At 43.7% G+C, this 24,055-nt stretch carries 20 protein-coding genes; 12 read left to right on the top strand and 8 right to left on the bottom strand.

All coding sequences use genetic code 11. From position 1 onward, the window contains the following. Positions 1 to 365: 365 nt before the first annotated feature. From HQ29_RS04665 to HQ29_RS09885, 4 genes are all read right to left on the bottom strand, one after another. Entirely contained in the window at positions 366 to 1,205 is an 840-nt protein-coding gene (locus tag HQ29_RS04665) for a DNA alkylation repair protein (RefSeq protein ID WP_235318021.1), read from the bottom strand. Between the two features lie 57 nt (positions 1,206 to 1,262). Continuing rightward, positions 1,263 to 1,754 carry a GNAT family N-acetyltransferase gene (locus tag HQ29_RS04660; protein WP_036791668.1) on the bottom strand — a complete coding sequence of 164 codons (492 nt, stop codon included), beginning with the start codon at positions 1,752 to 1,754 and terminating at the stop codon, positions 1,263 to 1,265. A 245-nt stretch (positions 1,755 to 1,999) separates the two neighbouring features. Beyond that, positions 2,000 to 2,674, bottom strand: a complete 675-nt coding sequence (locus tag HQ29_RS04655) for an OmpA family protein (protein ID WP_036867793.1) — start codon at positions 2,672 to 2,674, stop codon at positions 2,000 to 2,002. Between the two features lie 71 nt (positions 2,675 to 2,745). Beyond that, positions 2,746 to 3,075 carry a hypothetical protein gene (locus HQ29_RS09885; protein WP_052079426.1) on the bottom strand — a complete coding sequence of 110 codons (330 nt, stop codon included), beginning with the start codon at positions 3,073 to 3,075 and terminating at the stop codon, positions 2,746 to 2,748. A 344-nt stretch (positions 3,076 to 3,419) separates the two neighbouring features. Between HQ29_RS09885 and purH the strand changes: the two genes are divergently transcribed. From purH to HQ29_RS09880, 8 genes are all read left to right on the top strand, one after another. Continuing rightward, positions 3,420 to 4,931 carry a bifunctional phosphoribosylaminoimidazolecarboxamide formyltransferase/IMP cyclohydrolase gene (purH, locus tag HQ29_RS04645; protein WP_036867791.1) on the top strand — a complete coding sequence of 504 codons (1,512 nt, stop codon included), beginning with the start codon at positions 3,420 to 3,422 and terminating at the stop codon, positions 4,929 to 4,931. 42 nt (positions 4,932 to 4,973) lie between these two features. Beyond that, on the top strand, positions 4,974 to 5,993 hold the full coding sequence (locus HQ29_RS04640) for a rod shape-determining protein (RefSeq protein ID WP_036845739.1): 1,020 nt from the start codon (positions 4,974 to 4,976) through the stop codon (positions 5,991 to 5,993). A gap of 24 nt (positions 5,994 to 6,017) precedes the next feature. Next, positions 6,018 to 6,869, top strand: coding sequence for a rod shape-determining protein MreC (mreC, locus tag HQ29_RS04635; protein WP_036867789.1), 852 nt, complete (start codon positions 6,018 to 6,020; stop codon positions 6,867 to 6,869). A gap of 18 nt (positions 6,870 to 6,887) precedes the next feature. Then, positions 6,888 to 7,409 carry a hypothetical protein gene (locus HQ29_RS04630; protein ID WP_036867787.1) on the top strand — a complete coding sequence of 174 codons (522 nt, stop codon included), beginning with the start codon at positions 6,888 to 6,890 and terminating at the stop codon, positions 7,407 to 7,409. Next, entirely contained in the window at positions 7,406 to 9,289 is a 1,884-nt protein-coding gene (locus HQ29_RS04625) for a penicillin-binding transpeptidase domain-containing protein (protein ID WP_036867785.1), read from the top strand. Before HQ29_RS04630 ends, HQ29_RS04625 begins: the two co-directional genes overlap by 4 nt. Further along, positions 9,264 to 10,706 carry a rod shape-determining protein RodA gene (gene rodA / locus HQ29_RS04620; RefSeq protein ID WP_036867784.1) on the top strand — a complete coding sequence of 481 codons (1,443 nt, stop codon included), beginning with the start codon at positions 9,264 to 9,266 and terminating at the stop codon, positions 10,704 to 10,706. Before HQ29_RS04625 ends, rodA begins: the two co-directional genes overlap by 26 nt. 53 nt (positions 10,707 to 10,759) lie before the next feature. After that, positions 10,760 to 12,631 (top strand): ABC-F family ATP-binding cassette domain-containing protein, encoded by a 1,872-nt coding sequence (locus tag HQ29_RS04615; RefSeq protein ID WP_036867781.1) that lies wholly within the window; start codon positions 10,760 to 10,762, stop codon positions 12,629 to 12,631. A 106-nt stretch (positions 12,632 to 12,737) separates the two neighbouring features. Further along, positions 12,738 to 14,138: a DUF3078 domain-containing protein gene (locus tag HQ29_RS09880; RefSeq protein ID WP_052089816.1), complete on the top strand. Its 1,401-nt coding sequence runs from the start codon at positions 12,738 to 12,740 to the stop codon at positions 14,136 to 14,138. 1,885 nt (positions 14,139 to 16,023) lie between these two features. Here the strand turns inward: HQ29_RS09880 and HQ29_RS04600 are convergent. After that, positions 16,024 to 16,275, bottom strand: a complete 252-nt coding sequence (locus HQ29_RS04600; RefSeq protein WP_036791635.1) for a DUF4248 domain-containing protein — start codon at positions 16,273 to 16,275, stop codon at positions 16,024 to 16,026. Positions 16,276 to 16,443: 168 nt separating this feature from the next. On the opposite strand from HQ29_RS04600, the gene HQ29_RS04595 reads away from it, so the two are divergent. Then, the gene (locus HQ29_RS04595; protein ID WP_036867777.1) at positions 16,444 to 16,671 is read left to right on the top strand and encodes a hypothetical protein; all 228 of its coding nucleotides are present in this window, start codon (positions 16,444 to 16,446) and stop codon (positions 16,669 to 16,671) included. Positions 16,672 to 16,964: 293 nt separating this feature from the next. Beyond that, entirely contained in the window at positions 16,965 to 17,462 is a 498-nt protein-coding gene (locus tag HQ29_RS09875; RefSeq protein WP_052089815.1) for an HU family DNA-binding protein, read from the top strand. On the opposite strand, the gene HQ29_RS10590 is transcribed toward HQ29_RS09875, so the two are convergent. Next, positions 17,459 to 17,584 carry a hypothetical protein gene (locus HQ29_RS10590; RefSeq protein WP_255359381.1) on the bottom strand — a complete coding sequence of 42 codons (126 nt, stop codon included), beginning with the start codon at positions 17,582 to 17,584 and terminating at the stop codon, positions 17,459 to 17,461. The two genes, HQ29_RS09875 and HQ29_RS10590, sit on opposite strands and share 4 nt — an antisense overlap. Before the next feature lie 35 nt (positions 17,585 to 17,619). Here HQ29_RS10590 and HQ29_RS04585 point away from each other — a divergent pair, with 35 nt between their 5' ends. Together HQ29_RS04585 and HQ29_RS10265 are read left to right on the top strand one after the other, a co-directional pair. Then, a complete protein-coding gene (locus HQ29_RS04585) occupies positions 17,620 to 18,081 on the top strand; it encodes an N-acetylmuramoyl-L-alanine amidase (RefSeq protein WP_036867775.1) in 462 nt (153 codons plus the stop codon). A 285-nt stretch (positions 18,082 to 18,366) separates the two neighbouring features. Further along, the gene (locus HQ29_RS10265) at positions 18,367 to 18,741 is read left to right on the top strand and encodes a hypothetical protein (protein ID WP_152566488.1); all 375 of its coding nucleotides are present in this window, start codon (positions 18,367 to 18,369) and stop codon (positions 18,739 to 18,741) included. Between the two features lie 109 nt (positions 18,742 to 18,850). Here the strand turns inward: HQ29_RS10265 and HQ29_RS04575 are convergent, their stop codons facing one another. Next, positions 18,851 to 20,494, bottom strand: coding sequence for a RagB/SusD family nutrient uptake outer membrane protein (locus HQ29_RS04575; protein ID WP_082226835.1), 1,644 nt, complete (start codon positions 20,492 to 20,494; stop codon positions 18,851 to 18,853). Between the two features lie 40 nt (positions 20,495 to 20,534). Further along, complete coding sequence (locus HQ29_RS04570; protein ID WP_161781556.1) at positions 20,535 to 23,723, bottom strand: SusC/RagA family TonB-linked outer membrane protein; 3,189 nt, start codon at positions 23,721 to 23,723, stop codon at positions 20,535 to 20,537. Positions 23,724 to 24,055: the final 332 nt, after the last annotated feature.

Here is a 24,055-nt window from a genome sequence, read left to right as displayed (position 1 = left end):
TAGCGATTTCATTTAATACGTTTACCGGATTCAATTAAAGTGTTCAGCCAAAACAGACAAAGCACTAAATATCAAACCATTAAGTATTTTTGGCCTAAAATGACCACGAAAAGGCAAATTTCTTTATTAGGAAAAATTCACAAATATAGGCGTTAAAATTCACACCTATTAACGCGAAAAAGCCCCATCAAACGGACTGAGAAAAAAATTTTTCCAAATTCGCGATTTCGTCATATCAATTTGCAGACAAAAGAGTTACCTCAAAACGACTTCCTCAAAAATGGAAAATTCATCCCAAAATCTCACATGAGGAGCACCCAAGACGGCTCTCCATTTTTATATAAAAAGTACCGGAGATTTTGCCCTCAAATATTGCTCTTTTTGCTCAATGTCCTCAATGCCTTTTTAACGATGTATCGCGTCTCTTTTGTATCGCTTTCGGCACACCAACGGGTACAAATCTCTTGCACAAATATCGGGTTGCTCTTACTCGCATCATTCAACCAATTTCCGACACTATCCCGAACATATTTTGAGCTGTCCGACTTCAATGGTTCAAGAATCGGCAAAGCCACCTCCGGCGACTCCTTCAAGAGAGGAATATGCTTGCACCAAACACCACGCGGTCTCGTTGATTCCGTAGCAAATCGACGGATATTTTCATCCAAACTTGAAGTCCAAGAGGACAATATCTCTATACTCGGAAGAAGCTCTTGAGCTATTCGAGGTCTGACGGAGAGCCAGGCAATCTCACGCACACCGAAGTGCGGATCTGCGGCAAATGGCTTTATCTTCTCCAACACCTCTGCAATGCCCAACGTTTTATCCCTACTGATAAAATATGCCGCCCAGCAACGCACCATATCGGAGAGATGATTACGAAGAAGAGAAAACAGCTGCTCGTCTCCATGCTTTCCGGCTTGCAGCAAAAGCTCTTCACCAATGATTTCACTCATTGTATTATACGAAATTTTAGCGGCGGTATCCACACTTTTCAGTATCGGTTCCAAGTAGTCCGTTCGTCCACTCTGACGAAGGAAGTTCTCCAGCAGTTTCTTTTGGTCTATTGCCAGACTTTCGGTCAGATTAACTGCTTCTATCTCTCCGGCATTCAGCTTTCTGAGAATAGCCGAAGGGATCTCTTTCATAGAACGTGCGCCCTTTCTATTCTTTATATCTTTATTCTCTCCATTCATCTTACTCATCAGGAAACCGGTTTCAAAGTCCTAATACCATTCTGCCAAAACTTTCTCTCGAAAATCTCACTTTTCTATTCTGTACAACATGATATACTCATCCCCTTTCTCTTCAAGAATCTCAAACCCCACTTTTAAGTAGAGCTTCGTAGCATAGTTTGCTTTCTGAACAGAAAGAGACGCTTTCTTGTAGCCTTTTTGAGCGAGCCATTCAAGCATTTGTTTCATCATCTCGGTACCTATTCCACGATTTCGGTACTCTTTGTAAAGTGAGATTGAAAAAGAGGGAGTATCATCGTCTATATGTCCGAAGTCATCGATGATGCGAACCCATACCGCACCCACCACTTTTCCACCCGCTTCAGCCACAAAACATTTATCGTCCGGCTTGCTTCCAAAATCTTCTATGTAGATCTGTAACAGAGGATGTTCTACAATAGACTTGGGTGGAGGAGCTATACCTTCCGGAATAAAAATAGCTTCGTACAAAAACTCTTTCAGCAGAAAATACTCTGCCTCCTTCATCTCTCTTATCTTATATTTTTCTCTATCGGGCATGATTCTTATCGGAATAAAGTGGTACGCCGGCGTTGAATAAAAAATTTCGGATCGAATGCCCCCTTGGGGCAGACTTCAATGCGCAGAATTTGTCCTGCTTCATTATCACAAAACAAATCCCCATAACGATGACTAAAAGTAACGATTTTGCAGGACTCTCGTAAAAGCGACTAAAAAAAAGGCTGTAATGAAGGTTCGCCCTTTCATCACAGCCTTTTATCTATTCTAATGGTCGGAACGGGAGATTATAGTTTTCCGCTCTTCGCTTCTTCGATCATCTTTGCATTAGGGAGGATAAACACCTCTACACGGCGGTTTTGAGCGCGACCTTCCACTGTGCTGTTATCGGCAATCGGTTGAGTGAGTCCTACTCCGTAAGAGTTGATACGACCGGAAGCGATACCCTGAGACACCAAAAAGTTGAACACACTTAGTGCACGCTTTTCGGAAAGTTTCTGATTATACTCCGCTCTACCTGTATTATCGGTATGTCCCACAATACGTATATCGGTATCGGGGTGCTCTTTCATGTTGGCAGCAAAACGGGTAAGGGCAGTCTTGGATGCAGCGTTAAGAGTGCTGGAGTTGGTAGGAAACAGAATGCCGCTGTCGAATGTAACACGGATCGCTTCCCCGTTGTTCACAGTCTCTACCTTTGCTTCGGGTATCACCTGTTCCAACTCTTTCTTTTGCTTATCCATCTGCTTGCCGATAAGTCCACCCGCAACACCTCCGACGACAGCACCGATAATGGCACCTACACCCGTGTTACCGGCAACTTTACCAATGCCTGCTCCAACAGCTGCACCTGCTCCAGTTCCAATTCCTGTACCTTTTACCATATTATTTGCGCCACAACCGCTAAACATCAGAGCCGTAGCAAGGCAGGATACGCCTACAATAGATTTCAGATTTTTCATGCTTTATATTCTCTTTTAGGATTATCAAATACCGAAGAGATGGCTCTTCGGGGCTTTTTTTCTTCTATCTGTTACTCCTCGTCTTCGAGTGTATCCCGATAATCATCGTCCAAAGCCAAAAACTCTTTAAATGATTCGGGAGAGAGGGAGAAGTCTTCAAAGTCGTCCCTCTTTATGTTTTTAACAACAAAATCGTACAACTCCGTATTCTTCAAAGAGAGAATATCCTCCAGCGCTTCAAGATCCGGATCCTCCTCGTCAAAGTAACCGCGAGACTCCAAAAACTCATCCACCAAATCGGTAAGATAGATGATCTTGTCATCATCCAACTGTCGCAACTCCTCGGAAGTGGCATGGGTCAAGATGTAATTGACCATTTCGTCGTCATCGTATGTCTTCATATTTTACTCGTATTGGGATGGTTGTCTCTCGTTATTTACGATATTTTGTACAAGACAAAGGTAAAAATATTTTTCCGACTACTGCACTTTATACCATTCAGAGTAAAGATTTTGACCTGCTTTAGGGGTATCGTGATACGATTACAGGGATCTCTTTTCATCAAAAAACAGATCTTCTCAAGCCATTATTGGGCATCGTTAAGATCTCTTAGGATAATAAGCGTTTTCACCCCTCGCTTTTGAATGGTATTTAGTGTTTATTCGGTGTTGAACTCTGCTGATAAATAGCTATATTTGTGGTTCAGATAAAAGAAAAGTTTATCCCGATACCGTACACAGAACAGATGGAAGTAAAGAACGCAAGAAAAATCAAGAAGGCACTGATATCGGTGTATCACAAGGATCACTTGGATGTCATTCTCGCCAAGCTGAACGCTCTTGATATAGAGATCGTCTCCACAGGGGGAACGGAGGAGTATATCAAACGCTTGGGCTATTCCTGCACTCCGGTGGAAGAGTTGACCAATTACCCCTCGATCTTTGGCGGACGAGTGAAGACTCTTCACCCAAGCATTATGGGTGGGATATTGGCAAGACGTTCCAATGCCGATGATGACAAGCAGTGTGCAATGTACCAGATTCCGCACATAGATCTGGTGATTGTGGATCTCTATCCGTTTGTCGATACGGTAAAGAGCGGTGCGGAGCATCAAGCCATCATAGAGAAGATAGACATAGGCGGTATCTCTTTGATACGGGCTGCTGCAAAAAACTATGCGGATGTCGTACTCTGCCCTTCGATAGCACACTACAAGACGATAGAAGGCATCCTTGAACGTGGCGGCATAACCTCGGAAGAGGAGAGACGTGCCCTGGCAACAGAAGGGTTTAAGCTCTCTGCCATGTATGATGGAGCCATTGCGTCTTACCTCGCAGGGGAAAGCGTTGAGGAGTCCATGCCTTTGAGATACGGAGAGAACCCTCATCAAAAGGCGAGTTTTAGAGGAGACATTGATGCGTTTTTCACCAAACACAACGGAAAAGAACTGTCCTACAACAATCTTCTCGATATAGATGCTGCTGTCGGGATCATAGAAGAGTTTGATGCAAAACCGGCTTTTGCCATACTGAAACACAATAACCCCTGCGGATTGGCAACAGGCGAAAATGTCAAAGATGCCTATATGAGAGCACTCTCTTGCGATCCGCTCTCTGCATTCGGAGGCATACTCGTAACCAACAGAGAGGTAGACCTCTCCGCCGCAGAGGAGATAGGCAAACTCTTTTTTGAGGTGATCGTTGCTCCCAAATACTCCGAAGAGGCTCTGAACACTCTTAGGGAGAAAAAGAACAGAATCATTTTGGAACGCAAAGAACACTCTACGCTTCAAGACCATCTGCTTCGCACCTGCCTCAATGGTACTCTCGTACAAGAGAGAAACTGCTCTTCTCAAAGCGAAGAAGAGTGCAAGACCGTAACAGAGAAGCAACCGACGGATGCGGAGATAAGAGACATGCTCTTTGCTAATAAGATTGTGAAGCACTGTAAGAGCAATGCAATAGTTTTGGCTAAAGACGGACAGCTGTATGCCGCAGGTGTCGGACAAACTTCGAGAATAGATGCCTTGAAACAGGCAATAGAGAAAGCAGAACGCTTCGGCTTCTCTTTGCAAGGGGCTGTACTGGCTTCGGATGCGTTCTTTCCGTTTAGCGACTGCGTGGAAGAGGCTCACAAAGCCGGCATAACAGCAATCATACAACCCGGAGGCTCTGTCAGAGACGAAGAGTCGGTGGCTGCCTGCAACAACTTCGGTATAGCCATGTGCTTTACCGGAACAAGGCATTTCAAGCATTAAAAGGAAAAGAATAACAAGAATACACAGACACAGAGAAAAGATATGGGCTTTTTTTCATTCAAACATGAGTTGGCTATGGACTTGGGGACTGCTAATACCGTCATCATTCATGATGGAAAGGTGGTGGTGGATCAGCCCTCCTATGTCACGATCAATAAGAAGACAGACAAAGTGGAGGCTGTGGGAGATATGGCTTACAGCAACTTTGAAAAGGAGAATAACGATCTGCGTTCCATTCGTCCCTTGAGAGACGGTGTGGTGGCAGACTTGGAAGCGTGTCAGGTGATGATACGCGAACTGATCAGAAAGGCTATTCCGGGAAGAGGATTTCTTCCAAGATCTTTGAAGATCGTCATCTGTATCCCTTCCGGCAGTACCGACGTGGAGGTCCGAGCCGTAAAGGAGGCTGCAGAGAAAGCCGGCGCCAATGAGGTGTATCTGATACACGAACCAATGGCAGCAGCAATAGGAATAGGACTGAACGTTCTGGATCCGATGGGTAACATGGTAGTGGATATAGGTGGTGGTACTACCGAAATTGCCGTAATATCTCTCGGTGGTATCGTTTCCAATAAGTCCATAAAGGTTGCCGGTGATGAGCTCACGAACGATATAGTGAACTTCATGAAGACGGAACACAATATGAGGATAGGTGAACGTACGGCAGAACAGATCAAGAAGAGTGTAGGCTCTGCTTTGATCAACCTTGAAAATCCGCCCGAAGAGTTTGAGGTGTGCGGACAAGATCAGGTAGGCATACTTCCGAAGATCATAAAGGTGAGCCACAAGGATATTGCCGAATGTTGGGAAAAGTCCATACTGAAAATAGAAACCGCCATAGAGAATGCCCTTGACAACACGGCTCCTGAGTTGTACGCAGATATTGTTCGCAACGGAGTTTATCTTGCAGGCGGTGGTGCTCTTATCAAGGGGTTGGACAGACGTTTCTCCAACAAGTTCAAGATACCTTTCCATGTGGCGGAAGATCCTCTTCACATGGTTTCCATGGGGACATACGAAGCTCTTAAGAACACAAGCAAATACAGACTGCTTATAAAGTAAGCGGAATAAAGCCTCTGCTCCGAAGTGCATAAACTCTTTGAACTCCTAAGGAAAAATATACATGTGTTGCTGTTTGTTCTTCTTGAGATCATAGCAGTAACGTTGATGTATAACAGAAACAACTACCACGGAAGTGTTCTCTTTGGCACATCTAACCGGCTGGTAGGGCATGTTATGTCTTATAAAGGGGAGTTCGACAAGTATAGAGGGTTGCATGATGCAAACTTGGAGCTGATGCGTTCCAATGCTGAACTGGAGAAAGAGCTGCTGAAACTGAATGCAACCATAGAGCGATATAAGGTAGACAGCCTTTCGTATAATACGGTCTTTGCAACGGAAGAGAATCCGGCATCCGATTTTGAGTACTCTGTTGCCGAAGTGGTGGGGCGTACAAACCTCACCAAAACAATCTATCTTACAATAAATAAAGGTAGTCGGGATGGAGTCAAACTCGATATGGGCGTTCTTTCAACCAAGGGAGTCGTGGGGTCTGTCGTGGCTGTGGGGACACATTTTTCCAAAGTACTTCCTTTGATCAATAACTCTTTCTCTCTGAGTTGTAAACTTTCCAATCAGGAGTATTTGGGTAGTCTTCAATGGGATGGAGAAGATTTAACACACTCCGTACTTACCAGATTGCCCAAACATCTTTCCTATACACCCGGAGATACGGTGCTGACAAGTGGTTTCTCCACAATCTTTCCGAAAGGTCTCTTTGTTGGTATCGTGGAAGGAGAGACCAAGTCCACAGACGATAACTTCCTATCTCTTCGGGTAAGGTTGGCTACCGATTTCGAGAGACTCCGATACGTATATATGGTGGAGAATATACACAAGTTTGAGAGAGATAGCCTGGATAAGGTTTCTATCAAATAGGATAAAGCTTTTGGTGAAATGTGGCGAAAAATCTCACTTCTGTTTCTTCAGCTGCTGCTGTTTGTGCTGCTTCAAGCTCTGTTCTTCAATCATATCAGAGTGTATCAGTATGCTCTTCCCTTGGTCTACCTCTATCCCATATTCTCTGCCAGTGTAAAACTACCGCGCTGGAGCATTATCCTTTCAGCTTCTCTTGCCGGACTGCTGTTGGATGTATTCATGAATACCATGGGGATAAACATGTTTGCCGCAACCATTGTGGCATTTCTGCGCAGACCGTTCCTGCTCATCTTTATGGATGAAGAGGAGTTGGAAGAAGGGACAGGAAGGCCTGATACAAAAAGCTTAAAGCTGACGGGGTATCTTTTATACCTTCTCTTCTTTGTTACTCTGCTTGTGTCTCTCACCCTTTTTACAGAAGCATTTTCTGTCTACATGTTTTCCCATCTGCCGCCCTATATTATAGGGACATCACTTCTGAGTATTCTTGTTACTCTCATCTTTCACTACTTCAATACCAGAGCTAACAAGCTGAAATGAGAAAGTCAAATCCCAGATTTGCCATCCGTAAGGTGTACATAGGGCTGGGGTTTACTCTGGTCATTCTGTTCTTTATATATCGTCTGTTTTATCTGCAGCTTCTCTCCGATGAGTACAAGATAAAAGCAGACGGTAATGCTTTCTACGAAAAGATAATCCACCCGTCGCGTGGAATGATATACGATGCCAAAGGAAAGCTTGTGGTGTATAATAAGTCCTCATCGAATATCATGGTTGTAACCAAAGAGGTTACTCCTTTCGATACGTTGGAGCTTGCACGGATACTGAATGTCGAGCCGGAGTATATTGCTCAACGTTTTGTGGAGATCCGAGATAAGAAAAAAAACAGAGGTTATACCCCTTTTCTTCCTCAGCTCCTTATCTCACAAATCTCGGATCAAGAGGTTGCGCTGCTACAAGAAAAGCTGTATCGTTTTCCCGGATTCAGTATAGAGAGTCGTACCGTTCGAGACTACAATCATCCCGTTGCCGCTCTCATTCTTGGCTCCATAGGCGAAGTTCAACCCGAAGATATAGAGCGAGATCCCTACTATATTCCGGGAGATTACTCCGGTCGTACCGGATTGGAAGCGAGCTATGAGAAAATACTGAGAGGTGTAAAAGGGGTAGAAGTTCTTCTTAGAGACTCCAAAGGTCGCATACAAGGGAAATATAAAAACGGGGAGTTGGATAAAGAGGTGGTCTCAGGGCATGACCTGCATCTCGGACTAGATATAGAACTCCAAGCATACGGCGAGAAACTGATGTGGGGAAAGCGAGGAGCAATAGTAATGATCGAGCCTGAGACAGGGCTTGTACGCTGTATGGTTTCGGCTCCATCCTTCAACCCCGGTATGCTTGTAGGCAAAGAGAGAGGTAAGAATCACAATCTGTTAGCCAAAGATACTCATAAGCCGCTCTTTAATAGAGCGATTATGGGAACTTATCCTCCCGGATCTACCTTCAAACTGGCACAGGGAGCAGTCTTTTTGGCTGAGAATGTCATCACGCCTAACACCGTTTACAGCTGTCATGGCGGTTATCCTTTGCTCGGCGGACGCCCTAAGTGCCACCCTCATGGCTCTCCCTTGAGTATAGTTCCGGCTATCGCGACTTCATGTAATGCCTTTTTCTGTTGGGGGCTGCGAGCGATGTTGGAAAACAAATCCAAGTATGGATCTATCCAAAACAGCTTCGACATTTGGAAAGATCACATGGTTGCAATGGGATTCGGTTATCCTCTAAAAGTGGATCTGCCCGGAGAGAAAAGAGGATATATACCCAATAGTCAGGTCTACGATAATATTTTCAAGAAACAGTGGAACTCATCCTCCATTATCTCTATCTCCATCGGACAGGGTGAGATACTTACCACTCCACTACAAATAGCCAATTTAGCCACAATCATTGCCAACAAAGGACATTTCTATACTCCTCATATTGTCGAGAGAATAGATGGATTACCTGCCGATACGCTTCATGTAGAAAGAAGAAGTACCAAGATGCCGGTGGGCATCTTCCAATATCTTGATCAGGGAATGGCGGCAGCAGTAACCGGAGGTACGTGCAGAAAAGCAGCAATACCGGGCATCGAAGTATGTGGCAAGACCGGGACAGCAGAGAATGCCCATGGAGAAGACCACTCCATATTTATGGGATATGCCCCGAGAAACGCTCCCAAGATTGCGATCTGCGTCTATGTCGAAAATGCCGGCTTTGGAGCATCTTTTGCCGTACCGATAGCCCGCCTTATGATGGAGAAGTATCTTAAACCCGATGAAGAGCTAAGCCCTGACGGTAAAGCATACGAACAAAAGATGCTCTCTACACAGCTCATCCCAATACACCCGGAATATGGAGGACAAAATAAATCCCTTTAAGCGGCTGGACTACATCACACTGCTTGTATATATACTGCTTGTGGCTGTGGGATGGTTTACCATAGCCTCTGCTACCTATGAGATGGACAATGCTCCACTGTTGGACTTCAGCGGTAGAGCAGGAGCGCAGCTGATTTGGATAGGAGCAACACTGCTCATAGGCGGAGCATTGATGTTTATAGACCTGAATCTGATCAAGTCCTCCTCTTTCTATCTCTATGTCCTGATGCTTTTTGTGCTGCTGCTCACCATATTTATAGCTCCGGAAATTAAGGGTTCTCGTTCATGGATTGCCATCGGTTCGTTTCGGATACAGCCTGCGGAGTTTAGCAAGATGGTTACAGCGATGGCATTGGCAGCATGGATGGCAAGATACGAATTCGATCTCCGCAGCAGAAAAGAGTTTTTTGTGGCAGTCCTCATTGTTTTTGCCCCGATTCTTTTAATCATCGGACAGAATGAAACCGGCTCTGCCGTGGCTTTCTTCGGACTCATTCTTGTCTTTTATCGTGAAGGGTTAAGTGCTCTTTACCTTCTTCTCATCACGTTCGTTGCCTCTTTCGTGATATTGTCTATCCGCTTTTCGGGAGAAAATATAGGTGGCACCAATCTTGGTCTTCTCTTCTGCTTTTCACTCTTATATATTGTATCTGCCATCCTGGCTCTTCGCTATGTACGAGTAAGAAGACTATGGATACTGTGCCTTGGCATTCCGGTTGTTTCGGCTATCGGTTTCGGCATCGCCTCTTTCTTTATGCCTGTAAACTGGGCATGGGTTCCGATCTCTTCCGGTATCATATTCGCCATCATCGGAGGCCTGAACTATCTCTTTCGCAGACATCTTCCAAGCCTGCTCATTGTCGGCTTCATGCTCTCTTCCGTTGCCATATATTCGAGTGTCGATTACTTCTTTTACAATATCCTCCAACCTCACCAGCAGATCCGTATTCGCAGTTCGTTGGGGATGGAAGACGATCCGAAAGGGATTGGATACAATGTCAATCAGTCCAAGATTGCTATCGGCTCCGGAGGGCTCTTGGGCAAAGGATTTCACAACGGTACACAAACCAAGCTGAAATACGTACCGGAGCAGGAGACAGACTTTATCTTCTCCACCATCGGAGAGGAACAGGGATTTGTGGGAGCATCTGCCGTACTTCTCCTCTTCCTGTTTTTTGTCTGGCGGTTGCTGATAGTGGCAGATCGTCAATCCACTATATATGGCAGGGTCTACGGCTATTCCGTCGCCTCATTCTTTATCATACACATTGTTATCAATATCGGCATGGTGCTCGGCATCACTCCCGTCATAGGCATTCCCCTTCCGTTCTTCAGTTATGGAGGCTCCTCCATGCTCAGCTTCTCTTTGCTCATCTTTCTTCTCCTTAAGATAGACTCGGCAAACAAGCCTCACTGATACGCTTTCAACTCTTTTTACCCTCTAAAGATCCAATAAATACGATACTCAAAATGGCAAATCCGTACCTACAAGTAGAAGATCTCACCAAGTCTTTCGGCAGTCTGTTGCTCTTTCAGAACATCTCTTTTGGCATTGCCGAAGGGCAACGCATAGGGCTGATTGCAAAAAACGGAACAGGGAAGACCACTCTGATGAATATTTTGGCAGGTAAAGAGGGCTACGATAGCGGGAATATCACCTATCGGAACGATCTTCGTGTAGGATACTTGGAGCAAGATCCGCACTACCCGGCAGACCTTACCGTATTGGAAGCATGCTTCATGCACGGCAACGAAACGGTGAACCTCATCCGCGAATATGAGCATTGCATGCAGACAAAAGGGCATCCCGGAATGGAGGAGCTGCTATCACGGATGGATGCCGCAGGGGCTTGGGAGTACGAGCAACAAGCCAAGCAGATACTTTCGCAGCTTAAAATCACCGATCTTGACCAAAAGATCGGAACACTTTCCGGCGGTCAGCTCAAGCGTGTAGCCCTTGCCAATGTCCTTATCACAGAGCCGGATCTGCTCTTTTTGGACGAGCCGACCAACCATTTGGACCTTGAAATGACGGAATGGTTGGAGAATCACCTCTCACGGACACGCATCAGCCTGCTCATGGTAACGCACGACAGATATTTTCTGGACAGGGTCTGCTCCGAAATCATAGAGATAGACCACAAGCAGCTCTACCAATACAAAGGCAATTACAGCTATTATCTCGAAAAGAGAGAAGAGCGCATGGAAGCTAAAAGTGCAGAGATAGAGCGAGCCAACAACCTCTACCGCACCGAGCTGGAGTGGATGAGACGAATGCCTCAAGCCAGAGGACACAAAGCAAGATACCGCGAAGAAGCATTCTACGAGCTGGAAAAAGTGGCAAAGCAACGCTTCCAAAACGAAGAAGTAAAGCTCTCCGTGAAAGCCTCTTATATCGGCAGTAAAATCTTTGAAGCAGAAAATCTCTGCAAAAGATTCGGAGACCGCATCATACTTGACCGGTTCTCCTACATCTTTGCCCGCTATGAAAAGCTCGGCATTGTCGGCAACAACGGAACGGGCAAGTCCACATTTCTCAAAATTCTCTTGGGAGAGATCTTGCCGGACAGCGGTAGTTTAGAGATAGGCGAGACCGTCAGATTCGGGTACTACTCTCAAGCCGGACTCTCTTTCAACGAAGAGATGAAGGTGATAGACGTCATTCAGGAGATAGCCGAAGTGATAGAGTTGGGCAACGGGAAGCATCTCACCGCCTCTCAGTTTCTACAACACTTTCTCTTCTCTCCCGAAGCGCAGCACAGCTATGTACACAAGCTGAGTGGAGGAGAAAAAAGAAGACTCTATCTCTGTACCGTGCTGATGCGTAATCCCAACTTCCTCATACTGGATGAGCCTACGAACGATCTCGACATCATGACACTCAACATCCTCGAAGAGTATCTCCGTGAGTTCAAAGGCTGTGTCATCGTGGTCTCTCACGACAGATATTTCATGGACAAAGTGGTAGATCACCTGATGGTATTCAACGGTCAGGGAGACATTCGAGACTTTCCGGGCAACTACACACAGTATCGGGAGTGGCAGGAAGCCCGCAAACAGCACGAGAAAGAAAACACCAAGCCGAAAGAAGAAAAAGTCGCACGCATCCGCCTGAACGATAAGCGCAAGCTCTCCTATAACGAAAAGAAAGAGCTGGAAAGACTGGAAACAGAGATTGCCGCTCTCGAATCCGAAAAAGAAGAGATAGAGACAGCGCTTTGCAGTGGCACGTTGGATGTGGATACTCTCACGAAGCACTCCATACGTCTTCCGGAATTATCCAACGAGATAGACGAAAAGACATTACGATGGATGGAACTGAGTGAGATAGAGCAAAGTTAGCAGAGCAGAGCAACGATCTTTTGTATATTTATTGTAACTTTGTGGCGAAAAGCACAGACTAAATACAACTAAATCCGGAAACACACATCCCAAAAGATCGTAAGTTATGAGACTGATATTTAGAAAAATTCCAGCTGTATTGTTGCTGGTTCTATCTCTCCATGCACTCAATATCACAGCCCAAAATAGCGAGACACCTCCCCCACCGTTACGGAATAGCTCCTCCTCCATTGCAGAGATTCTATCCAAGCAGATCGTTCCGATTCCGGAGGGATACACCTATAAAGACACAACGATATTCTCTCAGCTGTTTCTCCCTATCGTATTCGACATCAATAAGATGTGGGACGAAAGAGCATTCTCTCAAACCGTAGAAACACAAAAGGAACAGGGATACAAGCTGCTCAATACACCTTCGGCACTTTCTCTGGTAGCTGTTGCAGACTCACTCTCCATAGAGCCGGCCGCTCCGGTAAGCTCGTTTGTAACATCGTGGCAGAATGGCAAATCTTTCCTTCGAGACTTTATGGCGTCCAACGTGGCTCTCGTAAACATGACATCCGAAATGCTTCCGAAAGCCATCACCCTCGAAAAAGTGGATGCCGTGAAGTATGACAACCGTTTCGAGGTAAAGCAAGGACCCGCAATCTCTGCACAGGAAGAAAATTTCGAGACGGCAAAAGTAGACCCTATCTACTGGATCAAAGGGTTTGAAAGTACCATCCAATTCTCCCAGAACCATATCTCCAAGAACTGGCACAAGGGAGGAACAAGCAACCTGAACATCTTTGCCCGAAACTTCTTTAGCTTGAGCTATGTCAAAAACAAAGTGAAGTGGACCAATGAATTGGAGTCTAAAATCGGGATCTACAACGCTCCAAACGATACCGTAAACAAGTATAAGATCTCCGAAGACCTCCTGCGACTCTACTCCAACTTCGGTATCAAAGCAACCTCCAACTGGTACTACACACTTTCAGGAGAGCTTCGTACCCAGCTGCTTAAAAACAGAAAAGAGAACAGCAAAGACCTTATCACGGCACTCCTCTCCCCTCTTGCTGTGGATGCCGGTCTCGGTATGAAGTACGAGATAGACAAGAGGTTCGACAGTGATAAGTTCAAACGTCTTCGCTTTTCTGCCAATATCGCGCCCTTCTCCGTGAGCTACAAAGCAACCATTAGAGAGGATATAGACAAGGCCCGTGCCGGTCTCAATCCGGATCAGACCTATATCATCGCTTTCGGATCCACGATGCGCGCGGCTCTCAACTTTGATATAAGCCAAACCGTAAACTGGCAAAGCCGATTCTATTATGGTACGACATTCAAGCGCATAGAGACAGAGTGGGAAAACACGCTATCCATATCGCTCAACCGCTACTTCTCCACCCGTCTTAACGTAAACCTCAGATACGATGATGCTGTAAAGAACACCGGCGGACGCTTCAGAGATCTTCTCCAGTTTACAGAGCTGTTTAGCTTCGGCTTCAACTACAAACTGCGTTAAACGCTCTACGGAACAAGCATAGAAAAGTCCTCTCAAGACAGTGTCTTGGGAGGACTTTTCCATTTTACGCCCTCCTTCAGAGCAACTTCTTTTCCCGTTCCCAAGAAGTCATTCCTTGTACCCTTTCTGCAAACAGAGAGTCCCGGCACAGAAAAAGAAAAGGCAAAAACCGGAAGAGAAAAGAGCGTAAGCAGAGAGCAAACGAAAGTGATTCCGGGACTCTATCTCACAACAGAAACCGATGTCAAGAATAAGGATAATTTGAGACATAAAAACAGGAGTAGTTTCTGCACTTTTCTCCCTCCTCGAAGCCTTCATTTTTATATATTCCATACCGAAAAAATGCCCACTTTTTTCGGTCTCTCTATTTTGATCGGAGGGGTCGTTTTCAGAACAGCGCCCAATTTGTTAAATCAGCCTGTTTTATTAACATAAATTCCGATACCTGTTCACTCAAAACACTAAACGAGCATATTCTTTCGGCTTAACGTGTTTAATTTTTCAACGAACACGTTTACCGATTTCATTAAACACGTTTACCGGATTCGGTTNGCTTAACGTGTTTAATTTTTCAACGAACACGTTTACCGATTTCATTAAACACGTTTACCGGATTCGGTTAACGTGTTTAGCCAAAACAATCAAAACACTAAACATCAACAGGTTACCTATTTTCACCCTAAAATACCCTTGAAAAGGGAAATTTCCTTATTAGGAAACATTTACAGATGTAGGCGTTAAAATTTACACCTATTAACGCGAAAAAGCCCCATGAAACGGACTGAGAAAAAATTTTTTCCAAATTCGAGATTTTGTCATATCAAGTTGTGGACAAAAGGATTACTCTAAAATGACTTCCTCAAAAATGAAAAAATCATCCCAAAATCTCATCTAAACAGCCCGACCAACCACTCTCCATTTTTATATAAAGCTCCCACATCTTCCATGAGTATTAAAGCCTCTAAAAGCGAACAAATCACCCCCAAAAAACATCACAAAAAACCGTAGCATAAAATCCGATTTCTCGGATTTTATGCTACGGCATATACAACGAATTTTTGGAACAAAGACCAATGAATAAAAGAGGAAAGTTCAATTCATCTGTCTAAATCCTCTAATTCATAATCTTATTTCATCTGTGTGGTAGCCGAACTCATCGAGGATCATGTGACGAACAATATGGATGTTCCGAGTCACACTTACATGTGTGAATATATTGAAAATACCACTTTCCTTGTTTCACTTCTTGGCAAGCAAGACACTTCTCACACTCTTCACATGGTTTAGGAGGTTCCGGAGTACCACCTCCCCCTCCTTCATTCCCGTAATTCTCATCATCTATATGCGTAACGCACTTTTGGGCTCCGTTATGATTCGGATTTAAGCACTCATGCGGCAGTTGAGTAAAACAAGATGAGGTACAAGGTTCTGTAAGATGATGAGGACATCCAACTCCCAATGTTACAATTTCAGACTGAGAGGATTTAAGCATATCCTCTTTCTGTAATTCTGATTTAATATCAGTATCCCTATTGGTACATGAATAGCTAAAACCAATAAGAACAATCAAAGCCAATGCAAACTTAAAGATCTTCATATTTCTCTCAATAATTAAATAGGTTTGGTAAAATTAAAGTTATTCTATATGAACCTCCGTTCCGAGAGCCAATATACTAATAAGATCTTAAATATCAAAAATCTATGAAAATTTTTATCGCCCCCTTCATGATCACTAATTCAAAAAATATAATGCTTAATACCACTAAGTTTCTAATCAGAAACGAAATAGCCGTGATACAAATCCGATTTTCGGGATTTATACCACGGCTTCTTAAAAACGGGATTGAGTATTTCGGAAAGAGATAAAAGGAAAAAGAGGGAAGCATTACACGTCCCATGCACCAAGATATTGCTTTAGAAGCTCCAGGTGGGCAGGGAAAAAGCTCCTTTTATTCATCTGCCAGCCGTGCGCTTCCAATGCTTTCTTTAGCTCCGGATACTCTTCGATGTCTCTTCTGAACTTTTGAGAGGCATATCTTGGAGAGTAAGTCGGGTAATAGCATACGGCAACTTCTTTCACGGTCATCACGGCATATTTTGCTTTTTGTCTTTGAATAGTGTTTTGGTTCTGTGTCATACTGTTTTCTGTTTTACTTGGTTACGATATGATGGTTTTATACAATAGTCTCTCACTCTTTAGGTTTGTAGCCCTTGAAACAGATCTCAAATCAGAGTCTGTAAACGGCTTGAGTTTTAAGCAACCCGTTTTCTGTCTTTTCTTCAATCTCTTACCGGGAATAACGGATTGAAGAAAAGAGAAGAAAGAGTATGGCAAAAAAATAGAGAGAACAAGCTCTGTCTTCTCCCTCAACGAAACCAAACCATACTTTTTCCGGCTGCGATGGCTCTCTTTGGCGCCTATTCCGCCCTCTTCCAAAACCTCCTTATATATATAGGTATGGCTTCCGGTGCTTCGCTCTCTTCCTTAAACAGAAAAGACAGGCTTTGCAACGCTCGTGAGAGTCCCTCTTAAAACTCTTCGTCACAAAGTTAAACAGTTATTTCCATTATTGCAACACTTTTCGATTTAAGAGAAAAGAGAGCCGGTTTGACAGGAAAAGAAGAAAAACAGATCACTTCTACAGCAAATAAATGATTAGTAAAGCGATTATTCAAATACAGCCGAGAACGACCTCTTTTTACAGAAGTGCCATCCGGTGTGTTATAACTTTGCAATGTCTTAAGAGAGAAACGGCAACTCGCCACTCTCCAAAGGACACCAAAACCTAACTATTTTATTATTCACCATCTAAAAACATTTTTATTATGGCAATCTATTTCAAAGTTCAAGAATCGAAAAACGGCATCAACAAAAAGAGTGAAAAGCTCGTATTTGCAAGAGCCAAAAGCATCGGAGACGTCGGAGTGGAGGATATGGCAAAGCTTATATCGGAACGCTCTTGTGTATCCACCGCAGATGTCAAAGCCACTTTGGACAACCTCGCATGGGCTTCGTCATTCTTCCTCAAGCAGGGTCTGCGTGTGAGTCTGGGCGATCTTGGAAGACTCTCTCTCGTGATCAGAAGCAAAAGCACAACGGACAAAGAGAGCTTCAACATCTCTAAGATCGAAGGAGCAAAGCCGAGATTTCACGCCGGTAAATGGCTAAGAGCAGCCATCAAAGAGGCATCGCTGACCAACATAGAGGAGTACGCCAAAAAGAAGAACAAGCCGGAAGCAGGCGGTTCTGCCGATAACACTTCAGGCAGTGGCGCAGGAGACTCGACAGGAGAGCAGAACGGCGGCGGCGAAGGATCTTTCTAAGCGTACGCACCGACACCGACAGCCCCACTCTTTATCTCTCCGGGATGCTCTCTGACGGCTTCTGAGAGGATGAATGACAAAGACCGGAGCAACACCTCTCTTGCTCCGGTCTTCTTTCCCAAACAGATTTTTAACCATAATACCAAGACCTGTAACAATGGATAACAACAGACGAAAAATAAGACTTATAGTGCTGCATTGTAGCGCAACACGGATAGATGGCAACTACTCCGTTGAAGATTTGAGAAGAGATCACACTACTCGCGGATTTCGAGGCATCGGCTATCACTTCTACATCCGTACAGATGGCTCTCTGCACAAAACCAGAGAGATAGAGGAGATAGGTGCACACGTTTACGGACACAATGTAAACTCCATAGGGATATGCTACGAAGGTGGTATAGGAAAGGATGGACAACCGGCAGATACTCGGACAGTGGAGCAGAAACATACGATAAGAACTCTTCTGATAGCTCTGAAGCATTCTTATCCGGATGCCGCGATAATCGGGCATAGAGATTTAAGCCCCGATAGAAACAGAGATGGAAAAATTTCTCCCGATGAGTGGATAAAACTCTGTCCCTGCTTTGATGCCAAACAAGAATATAAACAGCTGTAAGGCTCTACCTCTCTGAAACAGATGGAAATAAAACAACCGGGCTTGAAAAAGCAGAGAGAAATACAAGAAATCCCTCTTGTAAAACAAGAAAAAGAAAAATATCCAAAGTTTGAGAGCAACTCAATAGCACCAATATTCCCTACCGCAAAACAGATGGATAAGAAGCAACAGAATTTGAAAAAGCAATCCGGAACAAAATGCAATTTTATTGTAAAACAGAGGAGAGCAATCCTTTCAAACATGGAGAGAGATTCAACCTCTCAAGTATTCCCTAATACAATACAGATGAAAGAGAAACAACCGGGCTTGAAAAAGCAATCTCAAGCACAGCAGCCCCCTATTGTAAGACAGAGGAGAGCAAGCCATTCAAACATGAATAGCAATTCTATCGAGCAGATTGTTCCTATTGTAAATCGGATTATACCGGGAGATAGAGACAAAGCACCCTCATCTCTCTTTTACAAAAAGATAAGATACGCGATGGCTACATCCCTTCTTGTAGCAGGTGTTGTAGTAATCTTCTTCGGGCTTCTCTACGAACCTCAAGGCGAGATTCACCACTCAATCCTCACACTATTCGGGGAACTTGCCACATTTGCCTGCTTTCTATTAGGAATAGAGGGCGAATGGAGAAAAGTAATCAGGAGAAAGCAGAAATAAAAAAAGAGAGTTTGGAGAAGGTCCCAAACTCTCTTTCAAATCTTCTATTCTAAACGGAAATCGTACAGAGTATTACTGCTTTAAGATTCCCAATAAAGAAACAGCTTTATTAGATCATATCCTTTGGTTCTGCTGCCAATGGATTGTTAACGATTGCCTTGTTAGCTTGCTCTTCGGATTCAGGTATTTGAAGAACAAAGATAGGATCACCGGCAGGAACATTGAATCTTGTCAAAGGAGGATACCCACCGGTATTCTTTCCGGCAACATCAACACGGTCGATGCCTTTACCCATACGGATCATATCGAACCAGCTGATACCTTCACCAAAGAATTCAACACGCTTTTGAAGATAGATTTCATCTTGTAATGCCTTAGCGTCAGCAGCTTTAGAAGTAAATCCGGGGTCACGATAAGTCTTAACAAAGTTTTCAAGAACTTGCTTACCTCCGGCCAAATCACCTGCCATAGCCTTAGCTTCTGCCATGATGTAATACATCTCTTCTACACGCATCAACATAAAGTCCACAGAGTTTTCTTCCTTAGCAAGGTCCTTATCCGTCGGAGCAAACTTAAGCACAGTCAAAGGAAGAGTGTGCTTGGTTGCAACCCATTGATATTCGTTTGGATATGCTTTCTTCATAATAGGAGAAGTATATCCGGTCTTTTCTACGCCCTTATTATCCTTGTACTTGAACTCTTCGTAAGCCCACCATCCTTTTCTAACATCTGTATCAGGGATGAGATCAAACAAGCGAGAGTTAATCATCTTGTAAGTACCAACAAGAGTTGTGTAGCCACCATTACCAAAGCAAAGAGATGTAAACATCGATGTCCAGTTTGCAATACCGGATTTAGTTACACGGTCTTCTTTAGTAATGATAATACCCCAAAGAGCATTCTTTGATGTTTGGACATCATCAAAGTTAGGAATAGAACAGTCCTCTATGCTGTATGGAGTAGCTCCGGAAACCTCTATTGCCTTTTGAGCATCTTCTGCAGCTTTAGTAAACTCATGCATAAGCATGTGGGCACGAGCACGGAGTCCATAGGCAGTAGCTTCAGAAATCGCATTCTTTTGCTCAGGTTGGAAGCCATTCAAATACTCAATAGCCTTATTGAGGTCATCAAGAATAAGCTTGTAAACGTCACGAACACTTGCTCTTGGATTGTTTGCTGCGTCTGCCGCTTTAGTCTCTTCCGTTACGATAGGTACACAAGGAGCATCTTCATTACCCTTGTATGTCTTTTGGAAAAGCTGAGCCAAGTGCAGATAACAGAATGCACGCTGAGCCAATGCCTGACCAAGGATCTTTTGGTTTACCGGATCTTGTGTTCCCTTAAGAGGAGCTACAACATCGTTTGCAAGCTTGATATCTCTATAAAAAGCAATCCACGCCCATCCCGGAGTGGTAGATGTTTTAGACTGAAAACTAGTAAGGCGCAGTTCTCTATTAAACCAATTGTAACCATGAGTAGTGGAAACCACATTGTCCCCGGCATGCTCCAAACGGCATATAAAGCTCGGATAGCCAAAGTCCCCTTGCATACCATATACAGTATTGTACTCATTCAAAAGAGCATACATACCTGGGAGACCGGCTCCTGCTCTATCTTCGGAAACCTCAGCTCCATGCTTCAACTGTTCCAAAGACAGAGTGCTTCCTGTCGGTTGGACTTCATCCAAATAAGATTGGCAACTTGTAGTTAGAAGCATAGCCCCTGCTGCCATCACATATAATATCTTTTTCATACTTTCTTCGTAAAAGTTATTTGTTTAACATTCTATCTCCTTATAGGGTGATACGCACACCGGCAGAAAGTGAACGAATAGTCTTATATCCGACACCGGAACCAAAACGTGGATCCAATCCCTTACGAGCAGAGAAGAGTGCAAGGTTATCAGCAACCACGTAAACTCTCGCAGCAGAGATATTCATCGACTTCAATAGACTCTTAGGCAATGTGTAACCTAAAGTGATGTTATTGAGAGCAAGATAGCTTCTTGAAACCAAGAATCTGTCTGAAGTAGAGTCCATAAACTTACCTGCATAGTTTACCATAGGAACATTGGTAGATGGACTTTCTTTAGTCCAAGAGTTCAAGATATCCTTGTGCCATGCATGTCCTGTATTTGTACCACCATGCATCAAGCTTTGGTAAGTGCTATCATAAGTGCGACCACCTAAAGCATAAGTTGCCGTAGCAGAAAGGTCAAAGTCCATGAAAGAGAGACTTGTAGAAAGACCTCCTGTAAGATATGGTCTAACGTCCGTCAAGATAACTCTGTTTTCAGCCTTATTGGCTTCGTTCCAGTTAGTGGTAGTTTCGTACTCGTTCTTCTCCTTATTGTAGATTTGATAAAGGGCTTGTCCTTTTTCGTTAACACCACGATAATGAACGAAAGCACGGTCGTAAATAGAACCTCCAACTCTATACACAAAAGAGCCATCACGATAACCACCTTCTACAGCTTCCCACTCTTCAGGAAGTTTGTCAAGAGTATTCTTGAAATAACCACCATTCACAGACAAAGTCCATTCAAGATCTTTATTTTTGATAAGAGTTCCCATCAATTCAAAGTCGATACCGGTATTACTCATCGCACCGATGTTGTCATAGTATGATCCATAACCGATACTGTTAGGAGTCTTACGTTGGAACAACATATCTGTCACCTTACGACGATAAACATCGATACCTCCGGACAAACGGTTATTGAACAAAGAGAATTCGATACCGGCATTCAAGTTTGCACTGGTTTCCCATGTCAAATTTTCATTACCCTTAGAAGCAAAGCTGGTAGCCAACTTATCGTTTGCATTTTGAACAGTGTACAAGTCCATGTATCTGAAGTTACCGATAGCATCGTTACCCTGCATACCATAGCTGACCTTTACCTTCAACATGTTTACGAAGCTCACTTGGCTCATAAAATCTTCCTTAGAGATCAACCAAGATCCACCAACAGACCAGAAGTTACCCCAACGATTTTCTTTTCTAAATCGAGAAGAAGCATCTCTACGGAATGAAGCTTGAGCAAAATACTTAGAAGCGTAGTTGTACTGAGCTCGTCCCAAATATCCTTCTGTTGCATATCTTCCAAGAGAAGAGCTTGTGTTAGGCTTCAAGATAGCACCTGTCAACTCTGTAGCATTCGGGTCGTACATCTTTTCCTTTGAACCATACAAAGAGTTTGATTGATACTTATAGAACTCGTGTCCCAAAAGGAAATCTAAACTGTGTTGACCGAAGTTGTTTACGTAGGTAAGAAGTTGTTGAGTATTAAGAGAGTTGATTCTTTGAGTAGTTCTGCTTATGATACCTCCATAACCTGCGAACTGACCATAGAATACGTTTCTCTTATCCAAAAACATGGTGTTATCTGTATCAACACCGGCATTGATAGTAGCTTTAAGACCATCAAGAATACTGAAATCTGCATATCCTTTAACAGAAATAACATCAGCAGTTGCTCTGTTTGTATCCAGATTATAAAGTGCCATTGGGTTTGAGATAGAAAGGAAAGGACGCTTTAGACCTGAGTACTCTTCCGTACCGAAGTCATAAATAGTGTTGCCAAACTTATCTATCGCAATGGATTTGTCTTCACCACGGACATAAAGCGGATAAACAGGACCGATGAAGTTTGTAACAGCAAAGATATTTCCGGAGTTCCCTCCTTCTGCTGTATTATCCAAAGAGTTTGTAATGTAGTGAGTAAATGCCATATTAGCACCAACAGTCAACCACTCTACCGGAGTGAAGTCTCCACGAAGACGAGTAGTGAAACGATCGAAAGAAGACGCTACGATATAACCCTTATCACTTAGATAACCGGCAGACATATAATAAGAAGCCTTAGCACTTCTACCGGAAAGAGAGAAGTTGTATTCTTGACGAGGATTTGTGGTGAATACTTCCTTAGACCAGTTGTCCGGCTGAAGCCAATATTTCTTACCCCCATGCTCGTAGATGGTTCCCACAGTAATTGCAGGATTCATCAAGAAATAACCATTGCTTTGTCTCTCAAACCAAGTAGCACCGTCAGGAGCAGTAAATGGATGATAAACAAGGTTAGCAACCTTTGGGTCTTTACTAAAATAAATACCATTTGCAGCGGCAAGAGCTCCCTCTATTGTTGCACCATCTTTTTGAATTTCAGAGTTATATATTGCTTCAAAATATTTTGCAGCATATACTTTAGGATCAGCCACTACGTCGTAATCGGGCACACCACGTTGATTGACACCATAACGAGCCTCGAATGTGATGTTCATGGCATCTTTCACTTTAGATCCGGACTTAGTCTGAATAAGGACTACACCATTCGCACCACGCGCACCATAAAGAGCAGCAGAAGCAGCATCCTTAAGAAGGGTACAGGTTTCAACGTCTTGTGGGTTAATAGAAGATACGTCTCCGTCATAAGGCACGCCGTCGACAACATACAAAGGACCTCTACCGGCAGAAAACGAACCAGGACCACGAATAAGCAATGATGCAGAAGTTCCCGGCTGGTTATTTCCACTTGTCACGGAAACACCCGGAACCTTACCGGCAATCGCTTGTGTTACGTTAGAAACCTGACGCTTTCCAAGTTCTTCTGCACTTACCTGAGTAGCAGAACCTGTAAACGCACTCTTTTTAGACTTACCGAACGCAGTTACCAATACTTCATCAATAACGGCAACATCGTCTTGCAACAAAACTCTAATGTTTGTTCCAGCAGTAACTTCCTGAGTCTTCATCCCTGCGAAAGAGACAACAAGAGTCTTTTCGGCAGCAGGCACGTTAAAGCGGAAACGACCTTGAGCATCAGTATAAGCTCCACCTTTACCGCTCTTAGCCTTTACCGTTGCACGTTCAATAGGCTGATTGTCCTTTTGGCTGAGAACCACACCGGACACCTCCTTCATCTGTGCGACGACCGATCCTACGCTTATCAATAGGACGGTCAGCAACAACATAAACTTCTTCATAAGCATATTAATTATTTGTAAACCTTTGTACCAAGCTTCCAATAAATCAGCCCCACTCCGACAGTGATAAGACCTATACTGTTTGCTTGCTACATCTAAAACACTAAAATTCTGTATATAAACCAATTACCAAACCTCTTACAAAGAAAGATCTCCAATGTATTCTTCGGGTTCTTTCATACTGCTTATCATGAGGGTTTGACTCTGCTACAAATAACGAAAATCTTTTCGTTATTAACAAACATTTTTGTAACAGCCCTATCACTTTAACACACAAGAAACCACTTTTTAACAATAATACACAAGGAGAAAATTGATAAACTTACTTTCAT

The sequence above is a fragment of the Porphyromonas canoris genome, assembly GCF_000765975.1.
Taxonomy (GTDB): Bacteria; Bacteroidota; Bacteroidia; order Bacteroidales; family Porphyromonadaceae; genus Porphyromonas_A; species Porphyromonas_A canoris.
Note: the sequence above shows the minus strand (reverse complement) of the source record. Positions and strands in the feature narration are given on the sequence as shown.

Coding starts and splice junctions, on each gene's coding strand:
- HQ29_RS04600 (WP_036791635.1), bottom strand. CDS start 16,275: ATGACACAGAACCAAAACACTATTCAAAGACAAAAAGCAAAATATGCC.
- HQ29_RS04655 (WP_036867793.1), bottom strand. CDS start 2,674: ATGAAAAATCTGAAATCTATTGTAGGCGTATCCTGCCTTGCTACGGCT.
- HQ29_RS04665 (WP_235318021.1), bottom strand. CDS start 1,205: ATGAGTAAGATGAATGGAGAGAATAAAGATATAAAGAATAGAAAGGGC.
- purH (WP_036867791.1), top strand. CDS start 3,420: ATGGAAGTAAAGAACGCAAGAAAAATCAAGAAGGCACTGATATCGGTG.
- HQ29_RS09885 (WP_052079426.1), bottom strand. CDS start 3,075: ATGAAGACATACGATGACGACGAAATGGTCAATTACATCTTGACCCAT.
- HQ29_RS04640 (WP_036845739.1), top strand. CDS start 4,974: ATGGGCTTTTTTTCATTCAAACATGAGTTGGCTATGGACTTGGGGACT.
- HQ29_RS04575 (WP_082226835.1), bottom strand. CDS start 20,494: ATGAAAAAGATATTATATGTGATGGCAGCAGGGGCTATGCTTCTAACT.
- HQ29_RS10265 (WP_152566488.1), top strand. CDS start 18,367: ATGAAAGAGAAACAACCGGGCTTGAAAAAGCAATCTCAAGCACAGCAG.
- HQ29_RS04570 (WP_161781556.1), bottom strand. CDS start 23,723: ATGAAGAAGTTTATGTTGTTGCTGACCGTCCTATTGATAAGCGTAGGA.
- HQ29_RS04630 (WP_036867787.1), top strand. CDS start 6,888: ATGTGGCGAAAAATCTCACTTCTGTTTCTTCAGCTGCTGCTGTTTGTG.
- HQ29_RS04585 (WP_036867775.1), top strand. CDS start 17,620: ATGGATAACAACAGACGAAAAATAAGACTTATAGTGCTGCATTGTAGC.
- HQ29_RS09880 (WP_052089816.1), top strand. CDS start 12,738: ATGAGACTGATATTTAGAAAAATTCCAGCTGTATTGTTGCTGGTTCTA.
- rodA (WP_036867784.1), top strand. CDS start 9,264: ATGGAGGACAAAATAAATCCCTTTAAGCGGCTGGACTACATCACACTG.
- HQ29_RS04660 (WP_036791668.1), bottom strand. CDS start 1,754: ATGCCCGATAGAGAAAAATATAAGATAAGAGAGATGAAGGAGGCAGAG.
- HQ29_RS09875 (WP_052089815.1), top strand. CDS start 16,965: ATGGCAATCTATTTCAAAGTTCAAGAATCGAAAAACGGCATCAACAAA.
- HQ29_RS04615 (WP_036867781.1), top strand. CDS start 10,760: ATGGCAAATCCGTACCTACAAGTAGAAGATCTCACCAAGTCTTTCGGC.
- HQ29_RS04625 (WP_036867785.1), top strand. CDS start 7,406: ATGAGAAAGTCAAATCCCAGATTTGCCATCCGTAAGGTGTACATAGGG.